Source organism: Chryseobacterium elymi (assembly GCF_003385495.1).
Taxonomy (GTDB): Bacteria; Bacteroidota; Bacteroidia; order Flavobacteriales; family Weeksellaceae; genus Chryseobacterium; species Chryseobacterium elymi.
The window spans coordinates 175,082-193,475 of sequence record NZ_QNUH01000004.1 but is presented as its reverse complement, the minus strand read 5'-3'; the positions used below and the strand labels follow the sequence as shown (position 1 = coordinate 193,475).

The following is an 18,394-nucleotide window of genomic DNA, read 5'->3' as shown; positions in this document are numbered from 1 at the left end:
TTATTTCTGAGTAAATATATATTCTCTTTTTTTCTTTTGCCAATCTTCTTTGTAGCCTATCAATTGGTTATTTTTAATCCGTAAATCTAGGTTTTTTATGAATGATGATTGATTATTTGACGGAATTTGAATATCAATCTTATTTTTTACAATACGCCAAATAAAATTGTTCTTATGTAATATTTGCTCTTCATTACATTTTAAACGCTTTTCGATAACATCAACACTTTTATTTTTAAATTTTAAAACTAAATAATCTGTCGAACCAGAGCATTTAACAGGCTCAGGTGTTTCTTCACAAATACTTCCTATCTTGGTGGTAAATTCTTTTCCTGCAATATTTTTTTGCGCATAACTAATAGATGTTAAAAAAATCGAGAATAGTAAAAGATATTTTTTCATAGCATCAGTTATTAATGAATGGAACTGTCCTTCTTGTAATTTCTTTGCCATTTTTACCATCCAAAATTATTTCTTGAATTTGATCTGCTGTAATTTGGTATGAAATCTGCCATGCATTTCTACTTTCATAGTCACTGTAATTAATGTAGCTTTTATTCTGGGCGTCTATTCTGAAATCAAACTTATTTGTTCCTAATGTCTCTTTAATGATACTGTCAGCAATAATAGATGTGTTCACAGCCTGAGTACCCCCGAAACTCTGGGTATGGGGTGCGGAATCCATCAGGATTGTTGGGCTCTGCCCTTTCAGTACAATGTTTCCTAAACTCATTTTTTCCTGACTGAATGCCACTTTTGTAACCACACCGACAAATGTACGTTCAGGACTTTCATTTTCAGCATCTTTATATTTAAAAGTAACTGTCAGACGTTTTCCCAGAAATTGTCTGGCTTCTTCAAGGTTGTGGTTCTGCGCTTCTCCCAAAGAATCATGTGCTAAAGTAAGTTCAAAGTAATGATGTCTTCTTGCACTCTGCTGTAGGCGGAAGTGCTTAAAGTGGCTGACAGGTTTTCCGTTAATCACAATATGGAGCTTCACCACACGGTTGATGCCCGAAATATGATTCTCCGAAATCCGGTCAGAATTTGAGATATTTTTCTTCATTGTGTGTTTTTGGTATTATATCACTAAATATAGATAAAAATATGATGCTAGGTATAGAGGTTTTTAATAAATATTTGAAATTGTAGTAAAACTACGACTGCTTGTTAATCAAATAGTTTGATTAATGCTTTGCCTTCCGTGTTTTACTAAATGCTGTTTCAATTTGTCGGTTATAAATTTTAATATTCAGCCGGTTCAGAGTTGAAAAATAAAATATGTATAAATAAAATAGATATCCTAAATAATAACCTCTAGCCAGATATTGAGTATTAGAATGGTAAAGATGGGTACCAACAATCGCAAGGTATATTGGCTTTAATATATGTTAAAAAAAATATAAAATAAAAGTTAAATATATATAATTTAAGTATGTTACAGAGAGTTAGATTTAGTATTTTTGTAGCCTCTAAAAAAACATATTTATGGAACTTTTTCTAATCTTTTCTATCCTTATTACACTTGCCGCATTTTTTTCTTATATCAACATAAAGTTTTTCAAACTTCCTTCCGGAATCAGCTTGATGCTCATGGGAGTTTTAGTTGCTACCGGAGTAATTGTTACAGGGTATTTTTCAAAAGGATTTACAGAAATGATAAGAGAAAAACTGGTGTTGATTGATTTTTCTGAATTTTTATTAGGTATCCTATTGAGTTTTCTCTTGTTTGCAGGTTCAATGCACGTTTCCATCCCTGATTTGAAAAAATCGGCTAAAAGCATCATCAGTTTTGCCACGGTTGGAACATTAATTTCTACTTTAGTGGTAGGTTGCAGTTTATTTTATTTACTCACTGCTTTTAACCAGCCTATTCCACTAATCTATTGCCTTTTATTTGGCGCCTTGATCTCACCTACTGATCCAATAGCAGTTATGGGAATTTTGAAGAAAACCAATCTATCCAAAAATATAGAGACCAATATTGTTGGAGAATCCCTTTTCAATGATGGTATAGGAGTCGTAATATTTGCAACGATTTTAAAAATAGCCAGCGTAGGAGCCGAAAACTTTGGGATTGCTGATATTGGAATACTGTTTATCCATGAAGCCGTAGGAGGTATTTTCATGGGGCTTGTTATAGGTTTCATAGGATATAAGCTAATGAAATCCATAGATCATTTTCAAACTGAAATTTTAATTTCTTTAGCAATGGTAATGGGAGGTTACAGTCTTTGCCACTCTATTCATGTTTCAGGTCCATTGGCTATGGTAATAGCAGGTTTAATGACCGGAAATAGAGGAAAAGAACTTGCTATGAGCGATATTACAAGAGATTATCTGGGTAAATTCTGGGAAGTAACGGATGAGGTACTTAATGCCATTTTATTTATGCTGATAGGGCTTGAGATCGTAATAGTTTCATTCGACCTAAGCTATCTTACAATAGGAGTTATTACCGCATTCATCATTATAATTGCCCGTTTTGTATCATTATATATTCCTGCTGCTTTATTCAGGTTTAAAAAGGTTTTCGGAACAAAATCCCTGTTTATTATGACATGGGGAGGGCTCAGAGGAGGAATATCTATAGCTTTAGCTTTATCTTTACCACAAAATCCCTATAAAAACATTCTGGTATCCATTACCTTTGTGATTGTAATTTTCTCAATACTTATTCAGGGAATTACTGTTGAAAAAGTTATCAAAAAATTAACCGCTTAATATATTCAGCCAGATAAAATAACCTTAAGCGAATCTTCTAAGCTTTCTCAAATTAAAAGAGATTTTAAGAACACTAAATGTTTCTAATTTGGAAAAAGGGACATATATATTAAAATATACTGAAAATGGAATGGTAAGTAATAAAAAAGTCATCAAGGAATAAAGTTAGCATTCTTTTCTTTAATGTTATCTAATATAAACACATATCAATTTTCATTCAACAAATCAAAAGCAGCCTACATTCACCATCATTTTCAACAGGAGCCCTATGAACACAGGGCAGGACTTGCTGTCCGGGATGATCTACTGCCAATTTCCAAAGATGCCCTAATCCTAAATTTATAGGTCGGGCATTAGGTGTGGGTTGATAATGAAGATCGAAGAAACAGTCTTTCAGGAACATTTCAAATTCGGCTTCCGGACCATCATATAATTTTTTAAGCTTTTCCCGGATTTCAGGAATCAGGATTTTTTGTGTAGCCTGATTATTGGGTAAGATATCACTTGAAGCACCATGGTAGGTACATAGAAAAGTCTGGGTACCCACAGGCGAACGGTCCACATGATACGAATATACGTCTGTTGATATGAAATCGAACTCCTCATCTCGCTCATAACTTTTGAGTAAATTGAGTGAAGGTGAGGCTCCGAAATCAGTTAATTGCTGTAAATCACCTAAGATAATTTTCCTTGCAGTATGACCTTCTTCTGATAGCTGTAGCGCTAAAAGGTCTTCAATGGAAACTTCTGTAATATTCTCCTTTAATTCAAGTTGAGATACAATTTCTTTAAAATCACCGGTTAAATTTCTGCTCCAGCAAATTGCATTCATAGCTCCCTGAAAATTGGTATTTACAAGTTCAGAAAAAGTAGAAACTATTCCAATTTGATTATGGTCGGAAAATTTTAGATTCATTAGAGGTTGCTTAATGCTCTGCAAAAATAAGGATTAGATAAGAAGATAGTGATGACGAGCACCAGATATTATTTGGATTTTTATTCCTGGAATTAATTTTTTATATCAGTTTCCGGCGGATACGGCTCAGACTTTCCGGCTTCATTCCCAGAAAAGAAGCAATATAAGTAATAGGAACATTATGCAGGATTCCTGGATAATTTTCAATAAGTTTCCTGTAACGTTTTTCTCCGGAAAGAGTGGCCAGCTCAGTGGATCGGGTTTCATTATAGACAATAGATTTTTGGAAAACTTCTATGCTGAAATCTTTCATAGCTTCACTTTTTGAAGTTAAAGAATCGAGATCCGTCTTGGTGATTCTTAAAAGCTCACATTCAGTGATGCATTCAACATTTTCATTAGACTTTGCTGTATTTATGAAATTAAAATAAGAAGTAAAAAATCCCGGAGGGCAGTTGATATGCGTGGTCACCTCATCTCCATTTTCATTATAATGGAAAAGACGTAAATAACCTGATATAATATAATAAAGGTATTCCGGTACTTTTCCCGCTTCTTCAATAATACGGTTTTTAGGAAAAAGTACCGGTTCAAAATATTGGAAGATCAAATCCTTATCCATTCGGGAAAGAGGATGTCCGGATTGGATAAAATCAATTAATTTCTGCTGCATCATACCTTATAGTAGTTATATATTCAAATTTACAATAACTATTTCAACAGCTCCTTATGCTCCATTAAATAAAGTAATGCTTCCTTTACTGCCTGTTCCGGACTTTTGGGGTTGAATCCCAATTCTTTTCTTGCTTTTGTAATGTCGAAATCTTGCTGCAAGCCCGAAAACATGGCAATATCCTTGCGGGTCAGAACAGGTGGCTTTTTCTGTATTTTAGCAGTAAGCTCCATAATTCCGGCAATGATAAATAAAATAGACTTAGGTACCGAACCGGGTATTTTGATCTTCAGCTCAGGAAATAATATATTGGCCAGGATAGTAGTATCTGTAATGGTCATACACTTCTCATTGGCAAGGATATAGCGCTCTCCGTTTCTGCCTTTCTGTGCAGCCAGATAGCAACCTTCCGCTACATCTTTTACATCAATCCAGTTCAGGGTTATTTTAGTATCTACCGGGATTTCTTTATTGAGAATAAGCTTTAAAACTCCGTAAGAAACATTCAGCGGTAAAAAAGCTTCACTTCCGATCATTGCTGAAGGCATCACGGACACTATTTCTATTCCCAGTTTCCTGGCCAGTTCAAAGGCCAGCTTTTCACCATCGTTTTTAGAATTGTAATACATGTCCCTGCGGTCAGGATTATAGCCGTAACTTTCTTTAGTAGGGAGTTTTGTATAATCTAATGCCGCTATAGAGCTTACATAAACAATACGTTTTACACCTGCTTCTGCTGCAGCTTCAATAGTATTTATTGTTCCCAGGATATTCACATCATAAATTTCTGTTTCAGGATCCTTTGCCCACAGCTTGAAAGATGCTCCTACTGCATAGAATGTTTCCACTCCCTGTAAAGCTTTTATAAAAGACGATTTGTCGGTAATATCTGCCTGTACCACCTCGCAGTCCAACCCTGTAAATGGTGCTTTATTTTTAATATTTCTTACGCTGGCTCTTACAGGAACTCCTTTTTTAATCAGGAATCTTACCAGGTTATTTCCTAAATGTCCGTTGGCCCCGGAAACTAAAGCCAGATTTTTCTGTATCATAATTGCTTATTTTAATGACACAAAGTTCCTATAACCGTTTGCCAATGCACTTGACTTTTGTTAGATAATGTTCAGACGGTTTCTGCGATAAAAGAATAAAGCCATCTCAATAGTGAAACGGCTTCATCTGTTTTTGTATAGGATGTCCTTAAATAATAGCTGGCAGCTTAATGCCATGAGATGATTATTTTATCCTGCTTTACACATAGCATCCCAGGTTGTCCAGAAATGTGCATTTATAGCTCCTGGAGGAGGGCTAGTACTGTCAGCAACAACACCTACCATAGAAGCACAGTTCGAATTACAGCCTATCTCATTATAACTTCCTGCCTGAGGCGGAATCTGGCGCCATGTACCGGTAGAACCGCTTAATAACTCTACTTTAATCCCAAAAATACCCGAAAGATTGGGCGTCTGAATTTGTTTCGTCGGGTTATCGCTGGAAATCGAATCGCTCCAGTTACCCTGTGAGAATGTGATACGCCATGTAGAAATCATTTTAGCAGTATTATTCTGAGGTGAAAGATAAACCCAGAATTGTGCACCTCCACCCAATTGAAGCTGGCCGGAAGAATTGGCATTGAAGCCAGTGTTTGTAGTTTCCATATTGAATTTTATTAGTTTTTTATTGATTGTTCTGTATTTCAAAGTAACAAAGAAATATGCAGTCATTTTAGAGTACAAATGACCAATTACGGCTTTGGGTAGAAATACTTAAATTAGGAGAACAAAACTGTGAACTGATATTTTCCGGTAGATTTGCTGGCAGACGAGGAAATGCTTTATCTTTGTTTTTCAGGGCTGATGATAAGTTGTTGGCCGAAAATACCTCTATGAACAATAATAGTTTCTTACTTCCTGCAAAAGCAATCTGTATTGCAGCTTTTCTTTCCTTAAATACGGTAATGTATGCTCAGAAAACAGCAGATATTTCTGCAATTTCGGAAAAAACCTTAAGCAACATTCTGGAAAAAAACAGAACCTATTATACGCAAGGAAAAGTGGCTGATTACATTCCTGAACTGGGAAAAATGGATGCTAAGGCAATTGCTTTTTCAGTGGTTGGTAAAAACGGTAAAATCTTTAATACCGGCGATGTTCATAAAAAATTTACCATGCAGAGTATTTCCAAAATTATTGCATTAATGATCGCTGTCAGTGAAAAAGGCGAAGCAGATGTCTTTAATAAAATGGGCTACTTTGGGACCGATAAGCCCTTCAATCACTTTTCCAATCTTGAAACTACGGGTAAGCCATTGAATCCGATGATGAATGCAGGAGCTATTCTTACCACTTCACTCATTTCAGGAGAAGGTGAAAAACCATTTCTTAAAATTTTGAATCTGGTAAGGTATATAACCAAAAATAATACAATTGACTACAACACATCCGTTTACGAATCCGAAAAATCTACAGGCCACCGTAACCGTGGCATGTTTTACCTGATGAAAAATAACGGATTAATCTCAGGAAATGAAGATCAGCTGGACAATTATTTCAAGCAGTGTTCTATAGAGCTTACTGCAGAAGATTTAGCTAAAATAGGTTATTTCTTTGCTAATCAATGCGTTCGGTTCGACGGCGATTCTACCTATAAAAATGAAGAGCTGGCAAGGTTGATACAATCGCAAATGCTCATCGCCGGCATGTACGAATTCAGTGGAGAATATGCAAGAACCGTAGGCCTTCCGAGCAAATCCGGCGTTGGAGGCGGAATTGCCGTAAGTGTTCCCGGAAAAATGGGAATTGGTGTTTTCAGCCCGGCATTGGATCAACATGGAAATTCTGCAGCGGGCTATCATATGATTTTAGACCTGGTAAAACAGTATAATCTGAGTTTATTTTAAAAAGCTTATTTAAAAAAACACTGATTCTGCAAAATACAGCGTGCACTTTGGTTCTGGGGAGCATTATTAACAGTTTATCCCATATTAGCCTTCCTGTATTGATTGGGAGAAGAACCTTTTTCAGACTTGAAATACTTTCCAAAGTGTGATTTATCATTAAAGCCAAGTTCGTAGGAAATTTCTGTAATGGAAAGGGTAGTGTGCAATAAAAGCCGTTCTGCTTCCAGAACGACCCGGTTTTTAATGATTTTTCCGGCAGGTATATCCAGGCTTTCCTTAATGATCGCATTGAGATAATTAGGGGTGATGTTTAATTTTTCTGCATAGCTGGAAGTGGTTTTCAGTTCTTTAAAATTAATATTAACCAGATTGTTAAATTCATCAACCAGTGTTTTTTTACGGTCAGATTGGGTATTGATATGAGAGGTTTTGTGAGAATAGCGGATATATTTCAATACAAACACCTTAAGCAGAAGGCAGGTAACCTCTTTGAACAGAGGTTTCTCCGAAAAATATTCTTTTTTTAGCTCTTCAAAGCTTTGCCATTGATCTTTTCGACTTTCATTTTTCAGGGTGATATACGGAGAAATTTCGACCAGAGCAGTATCACTTTTTATCACCTTATTACCGGTATAGATGTAGTTATAAAAAGATTTTGTAAACAATAGGGCATAGCCTTCGCAGGATCCTGTATCCTGAAAGCTGTAAACCTGATTGTAATTAAGAAAAAAGAACTGATGAGGGATAAGATCAAAGGATTGACTATCGATCTGTAAAGAGCCTGTGCAGTCCATAAAAAGGAAAACGGCATAAAATTTATTTTTGAAATGACCTTCCTTTTTTACTTTCCACAGAAATTCATTCATAGTCAGAATAGCCATCCCGGACCGTAGACTGGCATGGGTACTGAGTTTGTTTAAAGTAAGAATTTGAATTTCCTGATTTAGCATGGACGTTTTTTAATGCTCAGGTATAAAGATAAAATAATTCCTTTTGATTCCCCGGTTTTAGGTGGTGTTTTTACGATTGTTTTACTGGGAAGCCGTCTTAATAATAAGTCGGATTCTTGATGTCAAACTTTGTTTACCTGTTTTTATTGATTTTTCAGTTCTGAAATTTTCAGTTATCCTGCAAAAAGACTTTTCTCACTTTCTTATCGACATAATCCGAATTCATAGCACGTAATACCGCCATATAATCCATGTTGAAATCCAGTGTATCTCCCACTTTAAATTGGGAATCGTTCGTTCCCAGATCTAAAATAAGCATATCTGAACTGGCCCCGATAATCTCTATCCCCTGAAGAAAAGGGCTTATATTTTTAGGGTCAATATCCAGTAGTCCAATATCTACGATAGCTCTGGTGGATTTTTTGCCCAGATCTTTAGCATCATATTGAGGGCTTTCTCCGGATAGGTTAGTCCCTACCTCTCCGGCTGGGATTACTGGTTTTTCAATGATTTCAATAATCTCCACCGTAAGACAGAAGACATCCTGGTACATTCCGCTGATCAGAGAATCCTGATACACATCTGTTCCGAAAAACAAGGTTTCTCCAACTCTGAAATGATTGATCCCGTCAGGAATCTGATTTTTGAAAATCAAAGGAATTGTTACAGAAGAGCCTGCTGAAATATAAGGTATTTTCATTCCATAGGTTTCCTCCACTATTTCTTTATAGCGGTTTAGCTTAGTCAGTTTTTTCTCATCAGGAAGTATTCCGTTAAGGCAATTCAGGTTGGTGCCTATTCCTACAACCTCAATATTTGGATATGGTAAAACTTCCCCATAAAATTGAGGCAGGTTTTTAGCCATAATCCCCTCCCGTAATTCACCCATTTCAACCATTATAACAATCTTATGAATTTTTTGCTGTTTTACAGCTTCCTCAGAAAGAGCTTTGATCGTATTAATTTCTGTGTTGAAACTGACATCGGCAAATTCCACAATGCTTTTTGCCAGCCTTTGAGCAGGCGGTTTTATATAAACAGTCTGTGTTTTGGGCGAAAGCTTTTTGATCGTTTTCAAGTTACTTAACCGCGAGTCGCAAATCTCTTTGTTTGATATTTCCAGCAAAACACTCAGAAATTTCTCATTTCCGCATAGCAGCTTTCCTACAATAGCCCAGTCAATATGACTCCGGCTGAAAAGCTTATCCAGAAATGTGAAATTATAAAGAAGTTTATCAGAGTTTAATGTGATGTGTGACATGTTATTTTTTTAACCGCATTTCAAGATATTTACTTGCAAATCCCAGCTTTTCATACAAATGCTTGGCCGGATTATCCGGTTCACAATGGAGTGCAATATCTCCTTTAGAAATGTCAATAGCATATTGCATGAGTTTTTTACCGATTCCTTTTCCCCGAAGATTTTTGTCGGTCGCAATATAGACAAGGATATTTTCAGGAATATAGCCATCCATTCCTGTTTTATTGATGACCAAAGCCCCTGCCAGTGTACCGGTACTTTCATTTACGGCTGCCAAAACAATTCCGCCGGGTTTGTGGTCTTCGCCCATGGCATAGTTGATGGATTTTTCTATATCGTATTTAGGATCTCCATATTGTTCCAGATGATGGAAAAGGAATTCTGTTATATTTAGCTTCTGCTGTTCATTCGCAGTTCTTTCTTCAGTATAGGTATGTATTGTGATCATTTTCTTTTTAATTAAATTATCCCGGGCAGGGCAGGGTTATATCGTATGCGTTAGGATTTCCTTGTGGAATTTTTATGGTGATTTTTGGTTTTAAGAATAGTAAAGGGACATCAGTAGCATTGATTATTTTCTTTAAAAAGTTTTCAGAGAAAATAGATTTCCAGCTTTCCTCATCTTCATAATTTAAAATGATAAGATCAGCAGCCTTTTTTTTTGAAAACTCTGAGATCTCTATGGCTTTATTTCGAGTCAGTAAAAACTCTGAAGTATAATCAGCAGATCTCATATGCAGTTGTTTTTTCAGATCTAGAAAAGCATTGGTCAAGCTCTCCGGGCCATATTCATCGCTGATACCTAAAAGACTGATGACACCTTGATTTTTTTTGGCAATAATGAGAGATAATTCCAGCTTGGCATTAAGATTATCAAGGACCCGTACCGGAAAGAGAATCTTTTTAAAACTGTAATGGGTACACGTTTCAGGAACCAATAATACGGAACAGTGTACGTAAGAAAGCATATGATAAGAAGATGAACCCAGAATCAATTGTTTTAATTTTTGTCTTCCGGATGTTCCTACCACTACCAGATCGATATTTTCTGAGACCACAAAGTCATTCATACTATCCACAAGATCTTGATGCCTAATTTTGGTTTCAATTTTTAACCCCTCGTATCTTTCAGTCAGTGCCGTTTTCAGGGCATCAAGACCGGCCTGTACTTTTATTGTGTTTTCCTCGATGGTTTTGTAGCCAATCACTTGTTTCCCCGTTCGGTCAATCATGAAATAATTGGGAATCATATGAAAGAGAATGATCCTCGCATGGTGACGGATCGCCATCTGCACAGCCATTTCTATAGCATTGAGTGATTTTTCAGAGAGGTCTGTAGGAACCAGTATATTTTTTATTGCTGTATTCATCTTTATATTTTTTGATCATCCAGTCATTGAGTTGCAAAATTACTGCGGATATCATGAAGAACGTGTTAGAAAAGACTGGTAAAGTGGTATATTTTACTTTTATTAGGGATTTGAATAAAAGGTAAATTTTCATAAAGTGATGGATGTTGGTCAGAACAAGACGAATTTTTGGCTTTTACAGGCTAATCGGAAAGTGCTTTTATTTTTATCCGTAAATGCTTTGGATCCTATCCGTGAATGAAGCCCTCTTCAATAAATACTCTTTGTAATATTGGAAAAATAATTCCCTTATTTTTGAAATATTATCTTTTTTATTTTTATATTTGCTTTGTATTATTCGGTTATAAACATTTATAATTGAATATAATAGGATGTACTGTCTTGTTTCTTAAAATTTGAAATATAAAACACTTTTTTATTTGTATTTAATTAATAATAATTTATTATTAAAAAATTGTTATTAATTTTTGTTTATAGATAGAAATACAATATAAATTCATTATTTTTATTCCCTAATAATTGATAAATGCTCTTTATACCGAAAGGTTGTGAGTTTTGTTATATAATTTCCCAATTATTATCTCAATACCATGAATGCAATGAAAAACTTAACCATTATTGGTGTGACGCCTTTTGAAAAGCCGGATGTTAATCTTATGCTGAAATTGCATGAGGCAGGTGCGTTTCCCGTCTTAAGCTTAGGACATGATTCAAAAGCAGCTCAGAAAGCGCTGAATCAAATGAACCAGTCAGATATACCTTCTTATGGGATTTATCTGCCGAACGACAAATTCATATCCCTTCAGATTCCCGAAAAAGTCAGGTTGGCCATCCTTCCGTCCGGTGTTTTAATGAACCTTATACCCGACCTTCCCGTTGTTTATCAGGTGACCAGTTTAGATGAAGCCAGGTTGGCCGAACAGTCGGGTGCCGAAGGAATTATTATAAAAGGAAATGAAGCAGGTGGCCTGGTTGGCTATGAGTCCACATTTGTATTATTTCAGCGTGTCATCAAAGAAATTACCTCTATTCCTGTTTGGGTGCATGGAGGAGTAGGGATTCATACAGCCGCTGCTGTGAAAGCATTAGGAGCCGCCGGCATTGTTTTGGATAGTCAGCTAGCCCTGTTCCCGGAAAGTTCTGTGTCGCGGGAAATCAAAGACCTTTGCTCAAAACTGAACGGTACCGAAACTAAAATAATAGCCAATCATCGGGTATTGGTGAGGCCCAATTCACCTGTGCTAAAGGAAAATATCACGGCTCAAGAGCTTAGAGAATATTTCATCGGCCTTGATTTGAGTGAAAATTACATTCCTATGGGTCAGGATATCTCGTTAGCAACAGATCTGTATGAAGATTTCAAAAATCTGAAAAGAATGATTTTTGGATTCAAAGAAGCTATGTATGGTCACCTGAAGCAGGCTAAAGAACTTGAAGTGATCAGTGAAAATAACATATTGGCTCAAAAGCTTGGATTACGTTATCCTATTGCTCAGGGACCAATGACCCGTGTCAGTGATGTTCCGTTGTTTGCCAATGCGGTAGCAGATGCAGGTGCTTTACCTTTTGTCGCTTTATCGTTACTTAAAGGTGAGCCGGCGAAAGCTTTGGTGATGGAAACCAAAAAACTGGCTGGTGAAAAAACGTGGGGTGTAGGTATTCTTGGATTTGTTCCCCAGGAACTGAGAGAAGAACAGACTTCTTATATATTGGAAGCAAAGCCTCCCGTAGTTCTTATTGCCGGAGGAAGACCTGCACAGGCCAAGGTATTTGAAAAGGCGGGAATTACCACCTTCCTTCACGTTCCTTCTCCTGCATTGCTGGATATTTTCCTGAAAGAAGGCGCTACCAATTTCATCTTTGAAGGCCGTGAGTGCGGAGGCCACGTAGGCCCGCTTTCAAGCATGGTTCTTTGGGAAAAACAGATTGAACGTATTTTAAAAGAAGAACATCCTGAAAATATCAGCGTATTTTTTGCAGGCGGAATTCATAATGCATTTTCAACAGCATTCGTTTCTATCATGGCAGCTCCGTTAGCAGCCAGAGGCGTAAAGGTTGGAGTACTGATCGGTACAGCCTATCTGTATACGGAAGAAGCTGTACGTACCGGAGCTATTCAGGAAGAATTCCAGGTGCAGGCTATGCAGGCAAAAGACACGGTTTTACTGGAAACAGCACCGGGACACGAAACACGTTGCTTAAATACAGCTTTTGCTAAACATTTCAGTACCGAGAAAATCAAACTTCTGGCAGCCGGAATGGATAAAAAAGAAGTATGGGAACAGCTTGAAAAACTAAATGTAGGCCGACTTAGGATTGCCGCAAAAGGGATCGATCGTCAGGGAGACAAGTTGGTTAATGTTCCTAAAAATGAGCAGCTGGATTTGGGAATGTACATGATCGGTCAGGTAGCCACCATGCAAAACCGTGTGATTTCCCTTGCATCCCTTCATCAGAACGTAAGTATTGATAACTATAAATATATTGAAGAGGCCGCTTTACCGGAACAGCCGGTATCCACAGAAAAGCCTCTGGATGTAGCGATTGTCGGGATGGAATGTATTTTCCCGGGCGCTAAAAACCTTGAAGAATACTGGCGAAACATCATCTTAGGAAGGGACAGTGTCACAGAAGTTCCTGATGAGCGCTGGAATAAAGAATTGTATTACCATCCGGATTCAGACGGACCGGATGTATCTCACTCCAAATGGGGCGGATTTATTCCGAAAATTGATTTCGATCCTTTAGCCTTTGGAATTCCTCCACAATCCCTTGCTGCCATTGAACCCACGCAGCTGTTGACCTTATTGGTTGCTAAACGTGCCATGGAAGATGCAGGCTATGGAGAAAAACACATCAACAGAGAAAATATCTCTGTTATTATAGGCGCTGAAGGCGGTAATGATCTGGCCAACAGCTATAGTTTCAGAGGATACTATAAACAGGTTTTCGGAGAACTTCATGAAGAAGTGAAACAGGCATTTCCCCATACGACGGAAGATTCATTCCCTGGTATTTTGGCGAATGTGATCGCAGGTAGGATTACAAACCGTCTGGATCTGGGGGGAAGAAATTTCACGGTAGATGCGGCGTGTGCTTCTTCTCTGGCAGCTATTGATCTGGCCTGTCAGGAACTGATATTAGGGAAATCCGATATGGTTCTTGCCGGAGGAGCGGATTTACATAACGGAATCAATGATTATCTGATGTTTTCCAGCACCCACGCACTTTCCAGAAAAGGAAGATGTGCCACATTTGATGGGGAAGCCGACGGAATTGCCCTTGGAGAAGGAGTGGCAATCCTTGTCTTAAAAAGATATGAAGATGCCGTTCGCGATGGCGATCGTATTTATTCTGTCATCAAAGGAGTGGGAGGATCAAGTGACGGAAAAGCACTGGGTCTTACGGCCCCGAGAAAAATAGGGCAGGTACGTGCTTTAGAACGTGCTTATTCCCAAGCGGGGATTAGTCCTGCATCAGTTGGTTTAGTGGAAGCCCATGGAACCGGAACTGTAGTTGGAGATAAAACCGAACTGAGTGCACTGACGAATTTATTCAGCCGCTCAGGAGCGATACCGGGACAAACTCATTTAGGCTCCGTGAAAACGCAGATCGGGCATACCAAATGTGCGGCCGGATTAGCCGGACTAATCAAAGCTTCACTGGCGGTATACCACGGCGTAAAACCACCGACACTTCACTTACAGCAGCCTAATGCTTATTATAATGCCCAAACCAGTCCTTTTGCTTTTTACACAGAAAGCGGATTATGGAGTGGGAAAAACCGTTATGCCGGAATCAGTGCTTTTGGATTCGGAGGAACCAATTTCCATACGGTCATTGCGAACCATCCTAAGGAAGACGATTCTGCCGTATTGCAATCCTGGCCGTCAGAATTATTTGTATTCCGTGGGGATACGTATGAGGATGCAAAAATTCAATTGTCACAGATCAAATCTCTATTGGAGGTTAATGGTGATATTCCTTTAAAAGATATGGCTTACAGCTTGGCGGTAGGCTCAGAAAAACCAATTCAGTTAACCATTGTTGCTGATACTGCCGAACATTTGATGATGAACATCGAACTGGCATTATCCGGCATCGAAAGTAAAGATACTTTTACGGTGAATAAACGTGACGGTAAAGTAGCTTTCCTTTTCCCCGGACAGGGCAGTCAGAGAATCAATATGGCCCGCGATCTGTTCGTAGCTTTTCCGGCCATGCGTAACCTGATCGATGGATATCCTGAATTGGAGAAAGTAGTTTTCCCTTCAGCAACATTTAATGAAGCTGCTTTAAAACAACAGAAAGAAACCATTAAAGATACCCGCCTGGCACAACCTATTTTAGGAATGGTTGACCTGGCTTTAGCTAACTTCCTGAAATCACTGGACATCATTCCGGATATGGTGGCAGGTCATAGTTATGGTGAATTGCCAGCTTTATGTTTTGCCGGAGTTTTTGAAGAAGAAAAACTGGTTGATCTAAGTATTCAAAGAGCCCACGCCATTCTGGATTCAGTAGAAGGAGGTGATCCGGGAACTATGATTGCGGTAAGCGCAACAAGAGAACAGTTGCAGTCGGTATTAGACAAAACAGAAGGCTGTTATCCGGTCAATTATAATGCTCCCACTCAATGTGTAGTGGCAGGAAGTACGCCGGCCATCAATAAATTAATGGAAACCCTTAAAAAGGAACGTATCTCTGCAAAGAAATTAGAAGTTGCCTGTGCATTCCATAGCTCGTTATTGGCTAAGTCTAAAGGCTTATATGACGAGGTTTTAAAAGACATTCCTTTTCAAGAAATGCAGATCCCGGTTTGGTCGAATACAACGGCTGAAACTTATCCTGTAGCGCCTTCAGAAATAAAGGAAAGACTGACAGATCATTTGGTACAGCCCGTAAGATTTGTAGAAGAAATTCAGGCGATGTATGAAGACGGAGCCAGAATATTCATCGAAGTAGGTCCTGGAAAAGTTCTTTCCGGACTGACTAAATCCTGCTTAGAAAAAGATCAGCTGACTCTGTATGTGGAAGACAGCAACCGAAATAAGCTGAGCCATCTTCTTTCCATGCTGGCGCAATATCTTGGAACCGGCAGAAGCTTCAGTATCGAAAAACTTTTCGATGGCCGTAAGGCTAAACTGATTCAGATAGACCAGCCTGAACTGTATAAAAAAAATCCAGCCATCTGGCGTGTGAACGGACAAATGGCGCATCCAACCACAGGTAATCTGCCGGCTAATGGTGCATTACCGATATTAAATCCTATTTCCATGAACAATTTTACGAATAACCAACCAGCCCCTGTAGCCGAATCTCAGCCTGCCGCTGAACGTATGCTTCAGGAATATTTAAATACCATGAAACAGCTGATCCAGGCACAGCGTGATGTGATGCTTTCCTTCCTGGGACAGAATCCGCAAGTCAGCCCTGCACCTGTTTATGCTGCGCCGGTACAAGCACCTGTGAACGATCGTTTGGTGACGATTCCTGCACAGCCTGCCCATGTAGAAAAGCCAGCTGCTGTTGCTGTAAAACAGGCTCCGGTAAAAGATATTAAAACCCTATTGCTACAGGTGGTCAGCGATAAAACAGGATATCCACACGAAATGCTCGGTATGGAAATGGACCTGGAAGCTGATTTGAGTATTGACTCTATCAAAAGGGTAGAAATCATTGGAACGCTTCGCAGTGAACTGGGAGCGCTTACATCAGGTAATGCCGATGAAGATACGGTCATGGAAAAATTAGCATCGATCAAAACTTTAAGCGGTCTGGTTTCATGGTTGACGGAATTGACAGGAACTCCGGCAGCTGCTCCTGAAAAAAACGGAGCTGCAGTAACACCGGCAGCAGAAGTAGAAAGCAAATCTGCATTCTCTTTTGAAGAACTACAAAATATAATTCTGGATATCGTTAGTGAAAAAACAGGTTATCCGAAAGAAATGTTGGGATTGGATCTTGATCTGGAAGCAGATCTGAGCATCGACTCTATTAAAAGAATGGAAATTATCGGAGACCTTAAAATCAAAATTGGTTTCGGTCAGGATATGGACCAGGCCGACGATCTGATGGAAAAACTGGCTGCTATTAAAACATTAAAAGGACTGGCCTCATGGATCAGTGAAATGAGTGGAAACACCGATGCTGATGTTGAACCTGTTCAGAATTTATTGTCACGTCTTCGTTTTGACCTGACGCCAACCGATGTTTCTACAGAGCAGAATACAGAAATCATCAAGGGAAAACGTTTTGCGATCACTCAGGACAACAGTCCGCAAACGATGGCGATCAAAAACACCCTTGAAAAATATGGCGCTATTGCAGAATTGGTAGATACGGAAAGGGATCTTAAAGATTTTGACGGACTCATCATTCTGGATCTGTTCTCCTCAACCGTAAAACACAGCATCATTGATCACGTGGATCAGATCAAGAAACTGGATCTTGATAAAGCCAAATGGGTGTATCTGATTTCAGACATTCCGGCTCATATTCAGGAACTGACTGATACCCGTCTTTTACGTCATTACAAAGGCTATCCTGGACTTTTCAAAAGCTTAGCGAGAGAATTTGAACAAACCTCTTGCAGGCTGATCAGTCTGAGCACACCACAGGAAGTTGATCAGATTACAGAGATTGCTTTAAAAGAAATATTAACCACAGATAAGCCTTCCGAAGTCGTTTACAAACACGACCAAAGGCATAAAATAGATATCATCCCTTCTCCATTGTCAACAAGCCTTGAAGAAGCTCATATCCAACTGGATCAGGAATCTGTAGTTTTAGTACTCGGAGGCGGACAGGGAATCACTTCCGAATTGGTGAAGCATATGTCCGGAGCGTATCCTTGTACTTATATTCTGGTAGGAAGATCGGCAGATCCGAGAGATGTCATAGCGGACCTTAAAGAAGTGGAAGCCATGAAAACCAAGGACGAAATAAGAAGCTATCTTATTAAAACCGGAAACTTTACTTCTCCTTCCGAAATAGAAAAAGAGACCGTAAGAATCTTCAAAAACAATCAGATTCTGAGAACCATCCGTGATATGGAACAGCTGGGAAGTACAGTGGTCTATCAATCCTTAGATCTTTGTGACGAAGAAGGATTATCAGATTTAATAAAAAATATTTACGATAAATACGCCCGTTTAGACGGAGTCATTCATGGAGCAGGTCTTTTGGAGGACAAACTGTTCAGGCAGAAGACATCCAGTTCATTTGAGCGCGTATTCGATACGAAAGTAAAACCGCTTCGTGTATTGGCAGAACAACTTCGTGCTGATTGTCAGTTTGTGGTGCTGTTTTCAAGTATCGCTTCAGTATACGGAAACAAGGGTCAGACAGATTATGCTGCGGCCAACTCCGTACTGGATGATTATGCGAAAGCTTTAAATAAAAAATTAAAAGGGAAAGTAATTTCCATCAACTGGGGCCCATGGAAAGGAGCCGGAATGGTTTCATCGACTCTGGAAACAGAATATGAACGACGCGGTATTTCTTTAATTCCATTGGACCAGGGGAAAGAAATTTTCCTTAATGAGATCAAATACGGAACCGAAAGTCAGGTATTGATCATGTCTGGAAACAACTGGTAA

At 38.6% G+C, this 18,394-nt stretch carries 14 protein-coding genes; 4 read left to right on the top strand and 10 right to left on the bottom strand.

The window, feature by feature from the left end:
- A complete protein-coding gene (locus tag DRF60_RS06310) occupies nucleotides 1-402 on the bottom strand; it encodes a hypothetical protein (RefSeq protein ID WP_123902642.1) in 402 nt (133 codons plus the stop codon).
- A 4-nt stretch (nucleotides 403-406) separates the two neighbouring features.
- Nucleotides 407-1,066 (bottom strand): hypothetical protein, encoded by a 660-nt coding sequence (locus DRF60_RS06305; RefSeq protein WP_185144576.1) that lies wholly within the window; start codon nucleotides 1,064-1,066, stop codon nucleotides 407-409.
- A gap of 422 nt (nucleotides 1,067-1,488) precedes the next feature.
- On the opposite strand from DRF60_RS06305, the gene DRF60_RS06300 reads away from it, so the two are divergent.
- Nucleotides 1,489-2,724 (top strand): cation:proton antiporter, encoded by a 1,236-nt coding sequence (locus tag DRF60_RS06300; RefSeq protein WP_116011253.1) that lies wholly within the window; start codon nucleotides 1,489-1,491, stop codon nucleotides 2,722-2,724.
- Nucleotides 2,725-2,785: 61 nt separating this feature from the next.
- A complete protein-coding gene (locus tag DRF60_RS21870; protein WP_116011372.1) occupies nucleotides 2,786-2,887 on the top strand; it encodes a T9SS type A sorting domain-containing protein in 102 nt (33 codons plus the stop codon).
- A 54-nt stretch (nucleotides 2,888-2,941) separates the two neighbouring features.
- Here the strand turns inward: DRF60_RS21870 and DRF60_RS06290 are convergent, their stop codons facing one another.
- The 4 genes from DRF60_RS06290 to DRF60_RS06275 form a co-directional block, all read right to left on the bottom strand.
- On the bottom strand, nucleotides 2,942-3,640 hold the full coding sequence (locus DRF60_RS06290) for a DUF1826 domain-containing protein (protein WP_116011252.1): 699 nt from the start codon (nucleotides 3,638-3,640) through the stop codon (nucleotides 2,942-2,944).
- 100 nt (nucleotides 3,641-3,740) lie between these two features.
- Entirely contained in the window at nucleotides 3,741-4,316 is a 576-nt protein-coding gene (locus tag DRF60_RS06285; RefSeq protein ID WP_317125818.1) for a Crp/Fnr family transcriptional regulator, read from the bottom strand.
- 35 nt (nucleotides 4,317-4,351) lie between these two features.
- Nucleotides 4,352-5,365 (bottom strand): NAD-dependent epimerase/dehydratase family protein, encoded by a 1,014-nt coding sequence (locus tag DRF60_RS06280; RefSeq protein ID WP_116011250.1) that lies wholly within the window; start codon nucleotides 5,363-5,365, stop codon nucleotides 4,352-4,354.
- Between the two features lie 189 nt (nucleotides 5,366-5,554).
- Nucleotides 5,555-5,971: a hypothetical protein gene (locus DRF60_RS06275; RefSeq protein ID WP_116011371.1), complete on the bottom strand. Its 417-nt coding sequence runs from the start codon at nucleotides 5,969-5,971 to the stop codon at nucleotides 5,555-5,557.
- A gap of 299 nt (nucleotides 5,972-6,270) precedes the next feature.
- Between DRF60_RS06275 and glsA the strand changes: the two genes are divergently transcribed.
- Nucleotides 6,271-7,212, top strand: coding sequence for a glutaminase A (gene glsA / locus DRF60_RS06270; protein WP_238640082.1), 942 nt, complete (start codon nucleotides 6,271-6,273; stop codon nucleotides 7,210-7,212).
- 74 nt (nucleotides 7,213-7,286) lie between these two features.
- Here the strand turns inward: glsA and DRF60_RS06265 are convergent, their stop codons facing one another.
- From DRF60_RS06265 to DRF60_RS06250, 4 genes are all read right to left on the bottom strand, one after another.
- Nucleotides 7,287-8,162, bottom strand: coding sequence for an AraC family transcriptional regulator (locus DRF60_RS06265; protein WP_116011249.1), 876 nt, complete (start codon nucleotides 8,160-8,162; stop codon nucleotides 7,287-7,289).
- A 169-nt stretch (nucleotides 8,163-8,331) separates the two neighbouring features.
- Complete coding sequence (locus DRF60_RS06260; protein WP_116011248.1) at nucleotides 8,332-9,423, bottom strand: alanine racemase; 1,092 nt, start codon at nucleotides 9,421-9,423, stop codon at nucleotides 8,332-8,334.
- A gap of 1 nt (nucleotide 9,424) precedes the next feature.
- On the bottom strand, nucleotides 9,425-9,871 hold the full coding sequence (locus DRF60_RS06255) for a GNAT family N-acetyltransferase (RefSeq protein WP_116011247.1): 447 nt from the start codon (nucleotides 9,869-9,871) through the stop codon (nucleotides 9,425-9,427).
- A 16-nt stretch (nucleotides 9,872-9,887) separates the two neighbouring features.
- The gene (locus tag DRF60_RS06250) at nucleotides 9,888-10,793 is read right to left on the bottom strand and encodes a universal stress protein (protein WP_116011246.1); all 906 of its coding nucleotides are present in this window, start codon (nucleotides 10,791-10,793) and stop codon (nucleotides 9,888-9,890) included.
- A gap of 599 nt (nucleotides 10,794-11,392) precedes the next feature.
- On the opposite strand from DRF60_RS06250, the gene DRF60_RS06245 reads away from it, so the two are divergent.
- Nucleotides 11,393-18,394: a type I polyketide synthase gene (locus tag DRF60_RS06245; protein ID WP_116011369.1), complete on the top strand. Its 7,002-nt coding sequence runs from the start codon at nucleotides 11,393-11,395 to the stop codon at nucleotides 18,392-18,394.